A 17160-nucleotide genomic window follows, 5' to 3' on the forward strand; every position below is an offset into this window, starting at 1 on the left:
TGTGGTAGCGGCGGAACAGGTCAGTTCAGACGCAGCGCGGGGAGAATCACTGCGTCGACGAATCGGACGAGGTAGTCGCTGGTGACCGGGGCGTTGTCAATGAGCGGCCGGGCCAGCACGGCACCCAGCATCACGTGCGGGACGAACTCCGAGGCGGGGACTCCCGCGGCCAGCTCGCCGCGCCCGACGGCGCGGTCGATCAGGTCGTGGAAGGCCGCCAGTTCCGGCTCGACCAGCAGCTGCCACATGGCCTGCTGCAGCTCCTCGTTCGACTGCTGGGCGAAGCACACCGCGCGAAGGAGGGCCGAGTCCTTCTCCGCGCTTTCGCACACGCCCTCGGCGAACTGCACGAGATCCCCGCGCAGCGTGCCGGTGTCGATCCCGGCCGCCCGCACCGGCTTGCTGTGCCGGAGTGCCGTGGCGACCAAGTGCGGCTTGGAGTGCCACTGGCGGTAGAGGGTGGCCTTGCTCGACCGCGTACGAGCCGCGACCGCGTCCATCGTGAGGGCCTCGTAGCCGACCTCGCGCAGATGGTCGAGCACGGCTTCGAACAGCTCGTGCTCGCGCTCGGCGCTCAGCCGGCTCCGGCGCCCGGTGGTACTCGCGTACTGCGCGACCATCGGGCCCCCTCCCCAGTCAGCGGAACGAAACGGTTTCGTACACCGACAAAAATGATAGCGGCTGTCAGAACGCGTTCACGCCAACAGGGGTGTGCTTTGCGTCACTCCGTGAAGACGACCCAGACCGGGCCGGGTGCGAAGCGCACCGGCTCGCCGCCGGCGCCGGTGAACTCCGTGCCGTCGCCGGCCGATCCGCGCTCCCACCTCGCCGGATATGACCTGCCGCCGCGCAGCACCTCCGCCTTCCCGGCGCCGACGGTCTCGGTGAAGGGGGAGGCGTTGCCCCAGCGGTCGCCGAAGCGGGAGTCGCGGATCTTCACGTGCTGGACGACGACGGTCGCCGCCGACAGCCGCCCGCCCGCCGCGGTGGCGGCCGGGCTGCCGTCGAACGAGACCAGCCAGCGCTTCGCGTCCGGGTCCCAGGTGAAGCCGAAGCTCGCGGCCGGGTAGCGCACGGTCCGCTCGGGGGTTGCCTCGCCCCCCTTCGGTGCCGCGCCGAAGCGGAAGCCGACGTCCCGTGCGGGGTCCGCGTCGGGTGCCGCGGCCAGCGCCTTCCCCGGCCGTACGTAGAGATTGTGCGGCGCGGCCCGCGCGGGGTCGCGCAGATACGCCCCGCCCGCCTCGCTCGGCGATACGGGGAACAGGGGGGCGTCGTCGATGACGGGAAGCAGCTTGGACTGCGCGCCGGAGAAGGCGAGCGCGGGCCTGCCGAACTGCTCCAGCAGTTCGAGGTCCGACTCCCGCGCGCTGCGCACCGGGCCGACCCGCTTCGGCTCGTGCGTGGCGTACACCGCGAGCAGCCGGCTGAGCCCGCCCTCCACCCGTTCGACGTACACGATGTCCGCCCGCTCCAGCCCCGTCTGCGGGCGCGCCGGCGCGGCGTTGTCGATCTTCACGCCGAGCACCGGTCCGCTCCGCCCCGCCATCCCGGTGAACGGCGAGAGGTCCTTCGCCTCCCTCTCGGTCCCCTCGTCGGGTTTCCGCTTGTCCTCCGCGCCGTCGGTGCACCCGCCCGCGAGCAGGGTCGGCAGCAGCAGGAGCGCGGCCGGCAGGACCGCCGACGCGCGCAGGAGGCGGGATATGCGGCTGGCGCCCATGGCGCTCCCTCCAGGGGGTGAAATGCCCGCTATCAAGTGCTGTGATCTGATTCTAGGATCGACGGGTGCGACGGGATAACGGCAGGCGTGCGCGGCTTCGAGTCGTTACCCTGTGGAAACGGACAACCCCGCCCACGGGGAAGGACCGACACCCTCGGACCGTCCGCGAGCACAGCCGGCGCCACCGCGTCCGAACTGCCCATTCGAACAGCCCGGGGTGTCCGCCGACACCCGCCCGCCCGGGCAGGGCTGACCAGTTCACATGACCCGGAGGAGTGCACGGTGACCACAGAAGCCGCAGAGGAACAGCCCGCCCAGCCCGACCCACAGCGGCCCCCGCGCCCGGGAGCGGGCGAGGACTCCCTGCGCAGCCTGGACGTGTGGGCGCGCTCGGCCCCCATCCGGCTCGCCGGATACGAGGACGACCCGGCCGACACCGCCGAGCTGCACATCCTGCGCGGCATCGACTGACCCCCCGGCCGGGCGCCCGGCGCCCACCCCCCACGGCCGCTAGCCGACGAACGTACGGACCGCCGCCTTCAGGTCGGCCAGCCCCTTCTTGGCGTCGGTGAAGAACATCCCGGTGTTCTCCGCGGTGTACAGCTCGTTGTCGATGCCCGCATACCCGTGGCCCATCGACCGCTTGATCACCACCACGTTCTTGGCCCGGTCCACGTCCAGGATCGGCATGCCCGAGATCGCGTTGCCCGGCCGCCGCGCGGCCGGGTTGGTGACGTCGTTGGCGCCGATCACCAGCGCCACGTCCGCCTGCGGGAACTCGGGGTTCGCCTCCTCCATCTCCTTCAGCTGCGGATACGGCACGTTGGCCTCTGCCAGCAGCACGTTCATGTGCCCCGGCATCCGGCCGGCCACCGGGTGGATCGCGTACGTGACCGCCACGCCGTGCTCCTCCAGCAGATCCGCCAGCTCGCCCAGTTCGTGCTGCGCCTGCGCGGCGGCCAGCCCGTACCCCGGCACGATGACGACCTTGCCGGCGTACGCGAGCTGGATCGCCACGTCGTCGGCGGAGACCGGGCGTACGTGCACGTCCCCGTCCGCGCCCTGGACGGCCGCGTCGTCGCCGGTGCCGAAGCCGCCCACGATGATGGCCGGAATCGACCGGTTCATGGCGTCGGCCATCAGCTTGGTGAGGATCGTGCCGGAGGCGCCGACGAGCGCGCCGGCGATGATCAGCGCGGGCTCGTTCAGCACGAAGCCGGCCATGCCGACCGCCGTGCCGGTGAAGGCGTTGAGCAGCGAGATGACCACGGGCATGTCCGCGCCGCCGATCGGCAGCACCATCGTGACGCCGAACGCGAGCCCCGCGACGGTGAGCAGCGTCAGCGCCGGGACACTGCCCGGGTCCACGACCAGCCAGACCGCCGAACCGGCGAAGACGACCGCGAGCGCGGCGTTCAGCGCCCGGGTGCCCGGCAGGACGATCGGCTTGCCGGGGATCAGGCCCTGTAGCTTCCCGGCGGCGATAAGCGAGCCGGAGAAGGTGATGGCGCCGATGAGGATGTCGATGCCGCCCGGCACGGTGGTGCGCGCGCCGAGGTCCTCCGGGTGCGCGTGCTGCAGCAGCTCGACGATGGCCAGCAGCGCGGCGGCCCCGCCGCCGACCGCGTTGAAGAGGCTCACCAGCTGCGGCATCGCGGTCATCTCGACCGTACGGGCCAGATACAACCCGGCGCCGGAGCCGACGATCGTCGCGGAGAGCAGCACCAGCCAGCCGGTGGCGGTGATGTCGCCGCGCTCCGCCAGCAGCACCGCGGTCGCCGCGATCGCGACGGCCATGGCGGCGGCCGAGAGGGTGTTGCCCCGGCGGGCGGTGGCGGGGGAGTTCATCAGCCGCAGGCCCAGCACGAAGCAGGCGGCGGCGGCCAGCAGGACGTACCGTACGGCGGTCTCCAGATCGCTCACTTCGCCGCACCCCCCTTGGCGGCGGCCTCGCCGCGGGCGCCGCCGGGCGCCGGGCGGGCGCGGAACATGTGCAGCATCCGGTCGGTGACGACGTACCCGCCGACGACGTTCATCGCGCCGAACGCGACGGCCACGAAGGCCAGCGCGTACTCCAGCGGCTCGTCGGCCAGCGACGTCACCAGCATCGCGCCGATCAGCACGATCCCGTGGATGGAGTTGGCGCCGGACATCAACGGCGTGTGCAGCGTCGCCGGCACCTTGCTGATCACTTCGAAGCCGACCAGCACGCTCAGCACGAAGATCGTGACGGCGGTGAGCAGATCGAGGTTCACCGGTTCTCTCCGTTCTGCGGGGCCACCGCGGGGCTGACGACCTCGCCGCCGTGCGCGACGACCACGCCGGCCTGGATCTCGTCGTCGAGGTCGATGCGCACCGCCTCGTCGGCCACCAGGTGCGCCAGCAGCGCGCTGAGGTTGCGGGCGTACGCGGCGGAGGCGGCCGTCGCCATCACCGCCGGCAGGTTGCCCGCGCCGATCAGCGTCACACCGCCGGCCAGCACCGCGGTCTTGTCCGGCTCGGACAGCTCCACGTTGCCGCCCAGCTCACTGGCCGCCATGTCCACCACCACCGAGCCGGGGCGCATCTGCTCCAGCGCCTCGGCCGTGACCATCAGCGGCGGCTTGCGCCCCGGCACCCGGGCGGTGGTGATCACCACGTCGAAGCGGGGGACCGCCGCCGTCAGCGCGGCGAGCTGTGCGCGCTGCTCCTCCTCGGTGAGCACGCGCGCGTAGCCGCCCTCGCCGGCGGCCGAGGCCACGCCCTGGAGCTCCAGGAACTTCGCGCCCAGCGACTCGATCTCGCCCTGGGCCGCGGGCCGTACGTCGTACGCGGTGACGACCGCGCCCAGCCGGCGGGCGGTGGCGATGGCCTGCAGCCCGGCGACGCCCGCGCCGAGCACGAGAACGGCGGCGGGCTTCGAGGTGCCCGCCGCCGTCGTCAGCATCGGGAAGTACCGGTCGTAGGCGTCGGCGGCGAGCAGCACCGCCTTGTATCCCGCGACATTGGCCTGGGAGGTCAGTGCGTCCATCGTCTGGGCCCGGCTGAGCGTACGGGGCAGCAGGTCGAGGCTGACGACGGTCACCCCCCGGGCGGCCAGCTCGCCGATCAGAGGGGCCTGGCGGAGCGGGTCGAGCATGCCGACGAGCGTCTGGCCGGAGCGCAGCGCGGCGGCGGTCTCGCGGTCCGGCGGCGCGACGCAGAGCACGACGTCGGCGCGGCGGATCAGTTCGTCGACGCCGACCACCTCGGCCTCGACGGCCGTGTAGTCGGCGTCGGTGAACCAGGCGCTCGCGCCCGCGCCGGTCTCGACGAGGACGTCGACACCCGACCGGCGCACGCGGGTGACGACTTCGGGGGTGAGGGCGACGCGACGCTCGTCGGGCGCGCGCTCCCGCAGGACCCCCGCGGTGACGGCTTGGGCTCCCATGCTTCTCGCTCCCTCTTGGGCGAATTGCGACGACCATCAGGGTGCTGCCCGCGGTGCGCGGCGGGGACACCTCGGGCAGTGGGCGGTTGCGGTGCGGTGAGGGTGCTGCGTGGTGCGTGCTGCGGTGCAGTGGCGGACGGCGAAGGCTATCGGAAACCGTCTTGTGGGGACCGCCCGGTACGGACGGGCCCGATGTGGCGGATGTGCCGGTGGTGATGGGGAGACGGTCCAGACTCTCACCGTCCGCGAGCCTGTGCACCAGAGTTGGGGCAGCGGGTCAACATCCCGGCCTGGAGGACCGGGCTTGTCACCCGGTCTCCGCAGGACGTGATTGCAGGTGGAGCGCGGCTGGCTGTCGCGTGGTCCCCTGCGTCCGGAATCAGCGTGTGCCGGTTCTGGGGCGGTTGACTGCGCCCCGCTTCCACGCGGCATCGGCCCGGTGGGCGATGTTGCGGGAGCCGTTGTGGTCCGCGTGCAGGACGGTCCCGCAGGACCGGCACTCGAACCGTGCCTGTGTCACCCGGTTGGTGCGGTGGGTGTGCCAGCACTCGGAGCACTGGCGGGAGGTGTTGCGCGGGTCCACGTGGACCACGGGCACACCTGCCCGTCGTGCTTTGTACTCGACGAAGGCGCCGAGTTGGGCGAAGGCCCAGGAGTGCAGTCGTGCCCGCTGGTCTTTCCTGGCCGTAACCCTCTGCCGGATGCCGGACAGGTCTTCCAATCCGATGCCCCGGGAGGTGCGTTCAGCGGTGGTCACGAGCTTCTTGGCGATGATGTGGTTGCGCTGGGTGGCGTACCGGGACTCGCGGCGCCGGATGTTCTTCAGCCGGCGCTTCGCGGACTTGGTGCGCTTCTTCTGGAGCTTGGTGCGCAGGTCGCGTTGCCGCTGCCGGTAGCGGTTGACGTGGCGCCCGGACATGATCCGTCCGTCGGAGGTGGTGGCGATGCTGACGATGCCGAGATCCACCCCGAGGAAGCCGTCAGGCTCGAACACCGGCGGTTCGGGAACGTCGATGGTGGCGACGAGGAAGAACATCCCGTCGCGCATCACCAGGTCGGATTCGCCCTTGCGGGACGCCAGCAGCCGCATGGCCTCGTCCGAGCACACAAACGGGATGCCCTTGATGCGTCCGGCCACAGTCCAGATGGAGACGGTCCGGGCGTCGAGATTCCACGCCAGGATGCGGTCGTCGAACGGCTGGGCAGCGTCCTCACGGAAGGCGACCGGCTTCGACTCGACGGCCGTGCGCCGTTTGGAGCCTGCGGGGCCGTAGTTCCCGGCCTTCAGGTTGCTCTTGAGGGTGGCGTAGGCGTCGCACACCTTCTTCACGGTGCGCACGGCCGCTTGGGCGCCGAGGTCGAAATCGGCCTTGATCCGGTGGTAGACGGCGTCCTGCAACGTGTTGCGCCGCACCTTGCCCGTGGCGTGAGCCACCTCGGACGCGGCATTCGCGGCCCGGTTGCAGGCACGCAGGGTCGCCGCCAGCGCATCTGCATCATGAGCGGACATGGGCGCAAGCTTCACCTGCGCGACAATCTTCACGCAGGACACGTTAATAGGGCGGATCACGCGTGGTCAACTTGCCGTTCAGGCACCACGAAGAGCCCGCCGCCACTTCGCGGTTCCGCTCCGAGGAAGCCACCCCTCTCCCGCAGCGCGTGCCGGTCACGGCCGTGCTTGGCGAACAGCTCGCGCAGTTGTCGCGCTCGACCAGGAACTGCTGAGCGAGGAGTACGGGCTGCCGAACCCGTTTGCGGGACCGGTGCCCGCACCCGCGCCGCCGGCCGGGTAGGACGTCCGGGCAGGATGTCCGATTCCTTCAAGACGGGCCGGGCGCCGGCTCCTAGGGTCGGGGACATGACCGCACGATTCGACGCCATCGGAATGGTGACCGCCGACATGGCCGCCACCCTCGCCTTCTACCGCCTGCTCGGGCTTGACATCCCCGCCGACGCCGACGGGGAGCCGCACGTCGAGGCATCCCTGCCCGGCGGGATGCGGCTGCTGTGGGACTCGGAGGAGACCGTCAAGTCCTTCGCGCCCGACTTCGAGCCGCCGACCGGGGAGGGACGGATCGGGCTCGCCTTCCGCTGCGACGGCCCGGCCGACGTGGACGCGACGTACGCGATGCTCACCGACGCGGGGTACAAGGGCGCCCTCGCGCCCTGGGACGCGGCGTGGGGCCAGCGCTACGCGCAGGTGAAGGACCCGGACGGCAACGGCGTGGACCTCTTCGCGCCGCTCGGCTGAGGGCCGGGCGGCCCGCGGGACGCCCGGGCCGGGGTGCGGCTCTGCCCTACAGCAGCGCCGTCAGCGGCACCCCGGCCAGCGCCCGCATCTCGCGCGCCAGGTGCGCCTGGTCCGCGTACCCCGCCAGTGCCGCCGCCGCGGCCGGCGGCGTACCCGCCCGGGCCAGCGCCAGCGCGCGGTTCATCCGCAGCACGCGGGCCAGCGTCTTCGGCCCGTACCCGAACACCGCCAGGCTGCGCCGGTGCAGCTGCCGCGCGCCGAGCCCCACCGCCCCGGCGATCTCGGCCACCGGCCGGCCCGCGGCCAGCGCCGCGACCACCGCGGGCACGTACGGCTCCGGCGGCGCCGCGTCCGCCAGCCGCGCCCGCGCCAGCGCCTCCAGCGCCGCCCCCGGGTCCGCCGCGCCCGCCACCCGCTCCGCCGCCAGCCGCGCCCGCCGCGAGCCCCACAGGTCCGCGAGCGGCACCCGCAGGTTCCGCAGCTCGTGCGCGGGCGCGCCCAGCACCGCCGGGCCCTGCCCGGGGGCGAAGCGCAGGCCGGTGTACGAGTCGCCGGCGACGCCGGTGCCGACGTGCGCGCGGGTGTCGGGGCCGGCGACGAGCAGCCCGTCCGGCGCGAGGATCAGGTCGGTGCCGCCGTCCGGCAGCACCCGGTACGGCCCCGGCCGGACGTCCCGGCGGCGCCAGACGACCGCGCCGTCGAGCAGCGCGGGCCTCTCCTCGTACATCACCCCAGGATGCCGCAGACTGGAGGGCATGCCCGAGCTTCCCGAAGTCGAAGCGCTCAGCGGATTCCTGACCGAGCACCTCGTGGGCCGGCACATCGCCCGGGTGCAGCCGGTCGCGATCAGCGTGCTCAAGACGTACGACCCGCCGGTCACCGCGCTGGAGGGCGCCGAGGTCACCGCCGTCGGCCGGCACGGCAAGTTCCTGGACCTCACGGTCGCCGACGAGCTGCACCTGGTGATCCATCTGGCCCGGGCCGGCTGGCTGCAGTGGAAGGACACCCTGCCGGCCGCGCCGCCGCGGCCGGGCAAGGGGCCGCTGGCGCTGCGGGTGCGGCTCGCCGAGCCGGAGGGCGCGGGCTTCGACCTCACCGAGGCGGGCACGCAGAAGCGCCTCGCGGTCTACTGCGTACGGGACCCGCGGGACGTGCCCGGCGTCGCCCGGCTGGGGCCCGACCCGCTGGACGCGGCGTTCACGCCGGAGGCGTTCGCCGCGCTGCTGGCCAGGGAGCGGCGGCAGATCAAGGGCATGCTGCGCGACCAGTCGACGATCGCGGGTATCGGCAACGCGTACTCGGACGAGATCCTGCACGTCGCGAAGCTCTCCCCGTACAAGCTCGCCGCGAACCTCACCGACGAGGAGACCGCCGTGCTCTACGCCGCGATCGGCGACACGCTGCGCGGGGCGGTCGAGCGCTCGCGCGGCGTGGCGGCGGGGCGGCTGAAGGCGGAGAAGAAGAGCGGCCTGCGGGTGCACGGGCGGGCCGGGGAGAAGTGTCCCGTCTGCGGCGACACCATCCGCGAGGTGTCGTTCAGCGATTCGGCCCTGCAGTACTGCCCCACCTGCCAGACCGGCGGCAAGCCGCTGGCCGACCGGCGGATGTCGCGGCTGCTGAAGTGACCGCGGGGCGGTTCCCGGCCGCGGCGGACCCCGTCAGTCGCCCGGCTCCTCCAGCCGGAAGCCCAGCTTCAGGCCCACCTGCCAGTGCGCGACCTCGCCGCCCTCCAGCTGCCCGCGCACCTGCGTGACCTCGAACCAGTCCAGGTTGCGCAGCGTCCGGGAGGCGCGGGCGACTCCGTTGCGGACGGCGTCGTCGACGCCGTCGGGGGAGGAGCCGACGATTTCGGTGATGCGGTACGTGTGGTTGGTCATGAACCCACCGTGCCGCAGACCCGCCCGGGCCGCGAGACGGGCGCCCGGCATCCGCCCGCGAGGTTACGGCACCACGGTCACCGGCCAGCGGCCCGCCTTGACCAGCCGGACGGCCACCGAGCCGACGAACCGGTGGCCCGCCTGCTCCGACGCGCCCACGATGACCGCGTCCGCCGTCAGGTCCTGCGCCGCCTGCACCAGCCCCGCGTACGCGTCGCCGTGCCGGGTGTGGAACTCCCAGCGGACGTCGAACATCCCGCGCAGCTGCTCCGCGGTCCGCCGGATCTCCGCCACCAGCTCCTGGGCGACCTCCTCCGTGGTGCCCGCGACCGGCGCGCCGAGAGCCGCCGCGGCGGCCAGCGTCGGCTGCACGTACACGAGCGCGAGCAGCGAACCCTGCCGCCGGGCCAGGCCGGCGGCGTAGGCGGCGGCGCGCCAGGAGGTGTCCGAGCCGTCCACGCCCGCGAGGATCACCTTGGGGCCGTCCGTGCCGCGCTCGAAGCGGGACGAGCCGCTCTCGGACGGATCCCCGGGCCGTTCGCCTCGCCGGTCGTCCGGCCGGTCCCCGGCCGCGTCTTCGGGCCTGTCTTCGAGGTTGCCCCCCGGGCTGACGTCGCTCACAACCCGGACGCTACCCGACGGGCCGCACGGCGGGCACCGCCCGGTGCGATGCGTGTGGCCCGACCGTGCGATTGACTGCGGGTATGACGGAATCGAAGCCGCCCGCCGTCGCCCCCGCGGGCCTCAGGCTGGCGGAGCCGGCGGGCCGCTGGCTGCTGACCGCGGTGGTGATCGGCTCCGGCATCACCTTCCTCGACGCCACCGTCGTCAACGTCGCGCTGCCCACCATCGGCGACGACCTCGACGCCTCCCTCGGCGGCCTGCAGTGGACCGTCACGGGCTACACCCTCACCCTCGCCGCGCTCATCCTCCTCGGCGGCGCCCTCGGCGACCGCTACGGCCGCCGCCGGCTGTTCGTCGTCGGCACGGTGTGGTTCGCGCTGGCGTCCCTGCTCTGCGCGCTGGCGCCGAACGTCGGCATCCTGATCGCCGCCCGCGGCCTGCAGGGCATCGGCGGCGCGCTGCTGACCCCCGGCTCGCTCGCCCTCATCCAGTCCTCCTTCGCTCCCGAGGACCGGGCGCGCGCGATCGGCGTCTGGTCGGGCCTCGGCGGCATCGCCGGCGCCCTCGGGCCGCTGCTGGGCGGCTGGCTGGTGGAGGCGGCGAGCTGGCGGTGGGTGTTCGCCATCAACGTGCCGCTGGCCGCCGTCGTCGTGGCCGTCGCGGCCCGGCACGTACCCGAGAGCCGCGACGAGTCGGCCACCGGCCGCTTCGACTGGGCCGGCGCCGCGCTCGGCGCGCTGGGCCTGGCGGGCGTGACGTACGCCCTGATCGCCGCGCCGGAGGAGGGCGCGTCGGCGGTTCTGCTGGCCGCGAGCAGCGCGGCGGGGGTGGCGGCGCTGGCGGCGTTCGTGGTCGTACAGCGGCGCAGCAGCCATCCGATGCTGGCCCCGGGGCTGTTCGGCTCCCGCCAGTTCACCGCGGCGAACCTGGTGACCTTCGTCGTCTACGCCGCCCTCGGCGGGGTGACCTTCTTCCTCGTGCTGGACCTGCAGATCGCCGCGGGCTACTCGCCGCTGGCGGCGGGCTCCGCGCTGCTGCCGGTGACGCTCATCATGCTGGCGCTCTCGGAGCGGTCCGGGAAGCTGTCGGAGCGCATCGGGCCGCGCATCCCCATGACGGTCGGCCCGGCGGCCTGCGCCGCCGGGCTGCTGCTGATGCTGCGCGTCGGCGGGCCGGGCGACGACGTGTCGTACGTGCGGGACGTGCTGCCCGGCGTCGTGCTCTTCGGCTTCGGCCTGGCGACGACCGTCGCACCGCTCACCGCCACCGTCCTCGGCGCCGCCCTGGACCGGCACTCCGGCATCGCCTCCGGCGTCAACAACGCGGTGGCCCGCGCCGCGGGCCTGCTCGCGGTGGCCGCGCTGCCGCTCGCCGCCGGGCTCTCCGGCGACGACTACCGCGACCCCGAGGCGTTCGGCGACGGCTTCCGCATCGCCCTGCTCATCTGCGCCGGCCTGCTCGCCGCGGGGGCCGCGCTGTCCTGGCTGACGATCCGCTCGGGCGCCGGGGTCGCGGCGGAACCGGTGGAGCCGCCGTGCCACGTGCACTGCGCGGTGGCCGGCCCGCCGCTGCAGTCGCTGGTCGAGGAACCGGCCGCCGACGGCATCGAGAAGCCCGAACGGCCTTAGGACAGGCCCTAGTCCGCGGGCCCGTAGACCAGGTGCAGCACGCCGGAGCCGAACGCCTTCGAGGACAGCAGCTTCAGCGGGATGCTGGAGTCGCCCTCGTCGAAGAGCCGCTCGCCCTTGCGCACCGCGATCGGGTGGACCAGCAGGTGCAGCTCGTCCAGCAGCTCGTGCCGCAGCAGATCCCGGATCACGGAGATCGAGCCGCCGACGGAGACGTCGCCGCCGGACTCCTCCTTCAGCGCGGTCACGCCGGCGACCAGGTCGCCCTGCAGCTTCTCGGAGTTCCGCCAGGACAGGTCGACCTCGCCGCGGGAGACGACGATCTTGCGGGCGTCGCCGAGGATCTTGGCGAACCCGGCGTCCTCGTGGTCGGTCCCCTCCCGCTGCGGCCACGCCGCCGCGAAGCCCTCGTAGGTCTTGCGGCCGTAGAGCATGGTGTCGGACAACAGCGCACCGACCGCCTCGCCCATCTCGGCGTCGAAATAGGAGGCGTTCCACTTTTCCGGCGCCTCCACGACGCCGTCGACGGAGATGAACAGGCTGGCGACGATCTTTCTCATGATGTGCTCCAGGAGACGGGAGTTGTGGAAGGTGCACTCCGTCGAGACATTAGGCGCGGGCGGGCGTCAGGTCTTGTACAGAAGCGACAGCGGCCGCGCGGGCCGCGGGTCGTCCCGGAGCTGCCCGGCGGTCCGCCCTATGAAGGGGGCGAGCGCGCGGGCGAGATGGGGCTCGTCGTAGTAGCCGAGACGGTGGACGACGTCGCCGGTCGTGGCGCCGTCGCGGAGCAGGACCGCGGCGTGCCGGGCGCGTTCGATCTGCCGGGCGGCGCCGTGGGTGAATCCCGTCGTGGACCGGAAGCGCCGCTGCGCGGTGCGCGCGGAGACGTCCGGGGTGCCACCGCGCACCATCTCGCTGACCAGCGGGTCGCGGATCAGCACGCCGGCCCGCGCCAGCCGGTCCGCGAACGCCTCGGCGTCGTCGGGGCCCGGCACCGGCCAGTGCGAGCCCTTCAGCCAGAACGACCTGCGTGTGGCGTCGGGTATCTGCACCTGGCTGTCGAGCAGCCGCGGCGCAGGCAGGTGCGTCAACGTGGTGCCCAGCGAGAAGGTGATCCCGAAGAACGCGGCCTCCGCGGGCACCGGCGCCGTGCTCACCCGCGACTCGGGGCCCGCGACCGCGGCGTGGAACCCGTCGCGCGCTTCCCAGAAGACCAGGTCCCAGCCCGTCGACGCGACCGCCGTCATCCGGTCGACGTCCTCGCTGCGGCTGCGCCAGACGTACGAGACGTACGGCGAGTCCGACGGCCGCCCCTCGATCTCCAGGCCCATCGCGCCCCCTCGCGCCGGCGGACGCCCCGCGGGCGTCATCTGTGGGCTGCAGTCTGGCACGCGCCACCGACAACCGCCCGGCGGCGACGGCTCAGCCCCGCGACTCGTACGGCAGCCACAGGTGGACCTGCTTGTTGCGGACGGTGTCGAAGCCGGCGTCGGTCTCGGCGGCCGGGCGGCCGGGCGGCCGGGCGGCGGGGCGGTCGGGGACCGGGGCGCGCCATGTGGCCCCGTGCCCGTGTCCGCCCGGGTACGGGACCCGGCATGACCGAACAGGCGTGGCAAGAGCTGGCTGGATTGTGCCCCGGGAGCGGCGTATGGCTTCGCAACGGCGCTACTGACGCGTAGTCTTCTGTTCGGGCCCCGTTGTTCCCCCGGCAGCGGGGCCCATGCCGTGGCCGCCGCGCGTCCGTGAGGACGCGCGACGGGCCGGAACGGACCGGACCTCAGCGCGGCTTCAGCGGCGTCGGCGGCAGCGGCGGGGCCTCCAGCCGAGGGCCGGCGTAGCCGTGGACCTCGCCGAAGCGGGTGCCGTCCGCCCAGTCCCGGCGGGCCCGGTCGATCTCGTCGTGGTGGCGGCCGACGAAGTTCCACCACATCACGATCCGCTCCGCGAACGGCTCCCCGCCCAGCAGCATCAGCGAGCTGTCCACGTCCGCGCGCAGCGGCAGCTCCGTACGGCCGCAGCCCAGGTACACCATCGACTCCGGTGCCAGCCGCAGCCCGTCGACCTCCGCCTCGCCGGACATCGTGAGCGCCGCGTACTCGAAGTCCGGCTCCACCGGCAGCCGCGTCCGCGTACCCGCCGCCAGGGTGACGTCGGCGCCGACGATCGGCGTGTACGTCGTCCCCGGGGACGACGCCCCCGCCAGCTCGCCGAGGACGACGGTCGCCGACAGCCCGCCGCCGCCGGCCACCCGCGGCAGCTCGGCGTGGTGTTCGAAGGCGGGCGCGGTGTCCCGGTGGGCGTCCGGGAGCGCCACCCACAACTGCGCGCCGTGCAGCAGCCGCGAGTGGTCGCGCGGCGACTCCTCCGAGTGCGCGATGGCACGCCCCGCCGTCATCAGCCCCAGCTCCCGCGGCCGTACCGGCTGCAGGCTGCCGAGGCTGTCGCGGTGCAGGACCTCCCCGTCGTGCAGCCAGCTGACGGTCTGCAGCCCGGTGTGCGGGTGCGGCGGCACCTGCATCCCGGGCTCGCCGGCGATGTCGTCCGGGCCGTAGTGGTCGACGAAGCACCAGGCCCCGACCATCCGCCGGCCGAGGTTCGGCAGCAGCCGCCGTACGACCGTGCTCTCGCCCAGCGGCATGTGCCGCGCCTGCAGCACCTCGCGCACCGGTTCCGCCGTCACGTCCGCCCGCCCGCCGCACGCGGCGACCGGGGGCCTCACGTCGAGATTGCTCATGCGCGTAACGCTACGCGCGAGCGGCCGGCATCCGCCTGACGGAGCCGGCCGGCCGCGTGGCACGTACGCCACGGTCGCGCCGCCAGGCCGGCGCCGCGACCGGGGCCCGCCCCCGGTCCCGGCCGCGGCGGGTGCCGCGGCCGGGGGGCAGCCGGGGGCGGGCGGTCCGTCAGGAGGCGTCGCAGGTGAGGGTGCCGTCGGCGGCCCCCTCGATCAGCGCCTCATGGGCGGTTCGGATGCGTTCCACATCGGGCTTGACGACCTTCCGGTCGTACGTCAGCAGCCCGTTCAGCTCGCCCTCCACATCCGTGATCTGGGTGTAGACGGCGCCGCTGCTGCCGTTGCAGGCGGCGAACCGCTCGATCTCGGCCAGCTTGATCAGATACTCCTCGGTGTACGCCTCGCGGTCCACGCCCACGTAGGTGTGCCGCACCGGCCAGGCGTTGCCCGGGATGGCCAGCCCGAGGCCGCCGTACTCGCCGCTGACCAGCGCGCGGCTGCCGTCGGGCTGGGGGAGCTGCGGGCTGGGATAGCCGTGGGCGTCGGAGATGTCGCCGTTGCCGCCGTCGACCGCGCCGCAGCAGTTGTGGCCGCTCATGTTGTTGACCAGCCGGGTCGGGTCCAGCTCCTTGGCGTAGTCGGCGATACGGGCCTGGTCGTACTGGCCCCAGCCCTCGTTGAAGGTCACCCACATGACCACCGACGGGTGGCTGTCGTGCTGCTCGATCATCTCCTTCAGCTCGAGTTCGAACTGCGTGCGGGAACTCTCCGACGGCGTCTTGGTGTACATCGACGGCATGTCCTGCCACACCAGCAGCCCCAGCTTGTCGGCGTGGTAGAACCACCGGTCCGGCTCGACCTTGATGTGCTTGCGCACGGAGTTGAAGCCCATCTCCTTGTGCGCTTCGAGGTCGTACTTCAGCGCCTCGTCGGTGGGCGCGGTGTGGATGCCCTCGGGCCAGAAGCCCTGGTCGAGGGTGGCCATGGAGAACACCGGGTCGCCGTTGAGCGTCATGCGCCGCTGGCCGTCGACCGTCTCGACGCCCACGGTGCGCATGCCGAAGTAGCCGGCCACCTCGTCGGCCGCTGGCCCGCTGCCGACGGTCACCTTCAGGTCGTACAGGAACGGGTCGTCCGGCGACCAGAGCCGGGGCTCGGGCACGGGCACGGTCAGCGCCTCGCCGGTCCGGCCGGTGGCGGTGCCGACCTCGCGGTCGCCGTCGTACGCGGTCGCGGTGACCGGCAGCCCGTCGCGTACGCCCTCGACCTCGACCGCGGTCTGCTCCCCGGCCACGTCGGGGGTGATCTTCAGGTCCTCGGCGCGGTCGGTGGGCACCGGCTCCATCCACACCGACTGCCAGATGCCGGACGAGGAGGTGTACCAGATGCCGCTGGGCGACAGCCGCTGCTTGCCCATCGGCGGGTTCTCGCCGTCGGCGGAGTCGGTCGGATCGTAGACCCCGACGATCAGCTCCTGCTTGCCGCCGCTGCGCAGCGCGGAGGTGGCGTCGGCGCTGAACCGGTCGTAGCCGCCCTTGTGGGACGCGACCTGCTTGCCGTTGAGCCAGACGTCGGCCTTCCAGTCGACCGCGTCGAAGTTGAGCTGCAGCCGCTCGCCGCCCTGGCCGACGCGCCAGTCCCGCGGCACGGTGAAGGTGCGCTTGTACCACATGCGCTCCTCGTGCCGCTGGACGCCGGACAGCTCGGACTCGACCGGGTACGGCACGACGATCTTCTCGTCCAGTGTGCGGCCGAACGGCGGGCGCTCGCCCTCCTCGGCGCCGGCGAACTGCCACGAGCCGTTGAGGCTCTGCCAGTCCTCGCGGGTGAGCTGGGGGCGCGGGTACTCGGGCAGGGGGCCCTCCGGGTCGACGTCGTCGGCCCACTTGGTGCGCAGCTGGTACTCGGAGTTGTTGGCCCCCGAGGTCCAGAACTCGCCGACGTCCGTGCCGTCCGCGCCGGTCAGGCCGCCCTGCCCGTCGTAGCGCACGTCGGCGAAGCCGCCCTGGCCGACGACCGGCTCATCGAGCGGGACGATCAGCCGGGAGGGGTCGGCGGGGTCGGGTGCGGCCGCGGCGCGCGGCCACTCGGCGCCGCCGATGACGGTCTCCAGGTGCTCGTCGAAGGCCGCCGGGGGAGCGGCGAGCGGCTGGGCGAAGTCCAGGGTCAGCGTGCGGCCGTCGGGCTGCACGGCGACGTCGGTGGGGCCGTCGTAGTCGAAGCCCTCGGGGAGCGAGAGCGCGGACTGCGGCACGGCCTCCTTCTCGGCGCCCGGCTCGGTCCAGCGCAGGTGGAAGTTGGAGCCTCCGTGGTTCTCGAAGTACTCCACCTTCAGGTCGTGGGTGCGGCCCGCCTCCAGGGCCACGGGCTGCGAGGTCTGCTCGTTGTCCCAGTCGTCGACCCAGTGGTCGATGACGAGCTTGTCATCCACCCAGAGGCGGAAGCCGTTGTCGGCGCTGACGTGGAAGGTGTGCTCGCCGGAGACCTCGGGGGTGATCCCGCCGGTCCAGCGGACGCTGACGTTGTCGGCCTGGCCGGTGCGGGCCGTGAGGCGCGGCTCCAGGTCGTTGAAGTCGAGCGACGGGTCGTAAGCGGTGGCCTTCAGCTCGTCGAAATCGAAGGCGCCGGGGGCGCTGTGGGTGTAGTACTCGCCTTTGAGACCTTGGACCTCGGCGGCTTCGCGGGCGTCGGCGGCGTCAGCGGCGGCCTGCCGGTCCTCGCCGGCGGCCGGGAAGCCCGGGCCGGCGGGCACCAGGGTCAGGGCGAGGGCCGCGAGAATGGGCGTTGGCCAGCGGAGTAGTCGCCGCCGTACGCGTCTGAGGGAGGAGTGCACGGATACCTCCGGAGTCGGAGAATGCGGGTGCTGGGACTGCCCTTGCCCCCGGGTGTCTTGTATAACGTTGGAAACAAGGGCAGTTGG

At 73.1% G+C, this 17160-nt stretch carries 17 protein-coding genes; 4 read left to right on the forward strand and 13 right to left on the reverse strand.

The features are described 5' to 3' along the window. Positions 1 to 20: 20 nt before the first annotated feature. Together T328_RS04595 and T328_RS04600 are read right to left on the reverse strand one after the other, a co-directional pair. Entirely contained in the window at positions 21 to 620 is a 600-nt protein-coding gene (locus T328_RS04595; RefSeq protein ID WP_496494542.1) for a TetR/AcrR family transcriptional regulator, read from the reverse strand. A gap of 101 nt (positions 621 to 721) precedes the next feature. Beyond that, entirely contained in the window at positions 722 to 1717 is a 996-nt protein-coding gene (locus tag T328_RS04600) for a DUF3048 domain-containing protein (protein ID WP_496494543.1), read from the reverse strand. 282 nt (positions 1718 to 1999) lie between these two features. On the opposite strand from T328_RS04600, the gene T328_RS04605 reads away from it, so the two are divergent. Then, positions 2000 to 2188: a hypothetical protein gene (locus T328_RS04605; RefSeq protein ID WP_496494544.1), complete on the forward strand. Its 189-nt coding sequence runs from the start codon at positions 2000 to 2002 to the stop codon at positions 2186 to 2188. A gap of 39 nt (positions 2189 to 2227) precedes the next feature. On the opposite strand, the gene T328_RS04610 is transcribed toward T328_RS04605, so the two are convergent. The 4 genes from T328_RS04610 to T328_RS04625 form a co-directional block, all read right to left on the reverse strand. Next, positions 2228 to 3640: an NAD(P)(+) transhydrogenase (Re/Si-specific) subunit beta gene (locus T328_RS04610; protein ID WP_496494545.1), complete on the reverse strand. Its 1413-nt coding sequence runs from the start codon at positions 3638 to 3640 to the stop codon at positions 2228 to 2230. Next, positions 3637 to 3972 carry an NAD(P) transhydrogenase subunit alpha part 2 gene (locus tag T328_RS04615; RefSeq protein ID WP_496494546.1) on the reverse strand — a complete coding sequence of 112 codons (336 nt, stop codon included), beginning with the start codon at positions 3970 to 3972 and terminating at the stop codon, positions 3637 to 3639. Before T328_RS04615 ends, T328_RS04610 begins: the two co-directional genes overlap by 4 nt. Continuing rightward, on the reverse strand, positions 3969 to 5126 hold the full coding sequence (locus T328_RS04620) for an NAD(P) transhydrogenase subunit alpha (RefSeq protein WP_496494547.1): 1158 nt from the start codon (positions 5124 to 5126) through the stop codon (positions 3969 to 3971). Before T328_RS04620 ends, T328_RS04615 begins: the two co-directional genes overlap by 4 nt. Before the next feature lie 379 nt (positions 5127 to 5505). Further along, positions 5506 to 6669: an RNA-guided endonuclease InsQ/TnpB family protein gene (locus T328_RS04625; RefSeq protein ID WP_496494548.1), complete on the reverse strand. Its 1164-nt coding sequence runs from the start codon at positions 6667 to 6669 to the stop codon at positions 5506 to 5508. A gap of 315 nt (positions 6670 to 6984) precedes the next feature. Here T328_RS04625 and T328_RS04630 point away from each other — a divergent pair, with 315 nt between their 5' ends. Beyond that, on the forward strand, positions 6985 to 7377 hold the full coding sequence (locus T328_RS04630; protein ID WP_496494549.1) for a VOC family protein: 393 nt from the start codon (positions 6985 to 6987) through the stop codon (positions 7375 to 7377). A gap of 46 nt (positions 7378 to 7423) precedes the next feature. On the opposite strand, the gene T328_RS04635 is transcribed toward T328_RS04630, so the two are convergent. After that, a complete protein-coding gene (locus T328_RS04635) occupies positions 7424 to 8104 on the reverse strand; it encodes a helix-turn-helix domain-containing protein (protein WP_496494550.1) in 681 nt (226 codons plus the stop codon). 28 nt (positions 8105 to 8132) lie between these two features. Here T328_RS04635 and T328_RS04640 point away from each other — a divergent pair, with 28 nt between their 5' ends. Beyond that, the gene (locus T328_RS04640; protein ID WP_496494551.1) at positions 8133 to 9002 is read left to right on the forward strand and encodes an Fpg/Nei family DNA glycosylase; all 870 of its coding nucleotides are present in this window, start codon (positions 8133 to 8135) and stop codon (positions 9000 to 9002) included. A 33-nt stretch (positions 9003 to 9035) separates the two neighbouring features. Here T328_RS04640 and T328_RS04645 read toward each other — a convergent pair whose 3' ends face one another. Both T328_RS04645 and T328_RS04650 read right to left on the reverse strand, forming a co-directional pair. Further along, complete coding sequence (locus tag T328_RS04645) at positions 9036 to 9254, reverse strand: dodecin (protein ID WP_496494552.1); 219 nt, start codon at positions 9252 to 9254, stop codon at positions 9036 to 9038. 63 nt (positions 9255 to 9317) lie between these two features. Beyond that, positions 9318 to 9728 (reverse strand): universal stress protein, encoded by a 411-nt coding sequence (locus T328_RS04650; RefSeq protein ID WP_496494894.1) that lies wholly within the window; start codon positions 9726 to 9728, stop codon positions 9318 to 9320. Between the two features lie 230 nt (positions 9729 to 9958). On the opposite strand from T328_RS04650, the gene T328_RS04655 reads away from it, so the two are divergent. Further along, positions 9959 to 11506: an MFS transporter gene (locus tag T328_RS04655; RefSeq protein ID WP_496494553.1), complete on the forward strand. Its 1548-nt coding sequence runs from the start codon at positions 9959 to 9961 to the stop codon at positions 11504 to 11506. A gap of 8 nt (positions 11507 to 11514) precedes the next feature. Here T328_RS04655 and T328_RS04660 read toward each other — a convergent pair whose 3' ends face one another. From T328_RS04660 to T328_RS04675, 4 genes are all read right to left on the reverse strand, one after another. Next, the gene (locus T328_RS04660) at positions 11515 to 12066 is read right to left on the reverse strand and encodes a dihydrofolate reductase family protein (RefSeq protein ID WP_496494554.1); all 552 of its coding nucleotides are present in this window, start codon (positions 12064 to 12066) and stop codon (positions 11515 to 11517) included. Positions 12067 to 12132: 66 nt separating this feature from the next. Then, positions 12133 to 12837 carry a helix-turn-helix domain-containing protein gene (locus T328_RS04665; RefSeq protein WP_496494555.1) on the reverse strand — a complete coding sequence of 235 codons (705 nt, stop codon included), beginning with the start codon at positions 12835 to 12837 and terminating at the stop codon, positions 12133 to 12135. Between the two features lie 446 nt (positions 12838 to 13283). Next, a complete protein-coding gene (locus tag T328_RS04670) occupies positions 13284 to 14240 on the reverse strand; it encodes a pirin family protein (RefSeq protein WP_496494556.1) in 957 nt (318 codons plus the stop codon). A 169-nt stretch (positions 14241 to 14409) separates the two neighbouring features. Then, entirely contained in the window at positions 14410 to 16992 is a 2583-nt protein-coding gene (locus tag T328_RS04675; RefSeq protein ID WP_496494557.1) for a PA14 domain-containing protein, read from the reverse strand. Positions 16993 to 17160: the final 168 nt, after the last annotated feature.

The sequence above is a fragment of the Streptomyces sp. CNX435 genome (assembly GCF_059570575.1).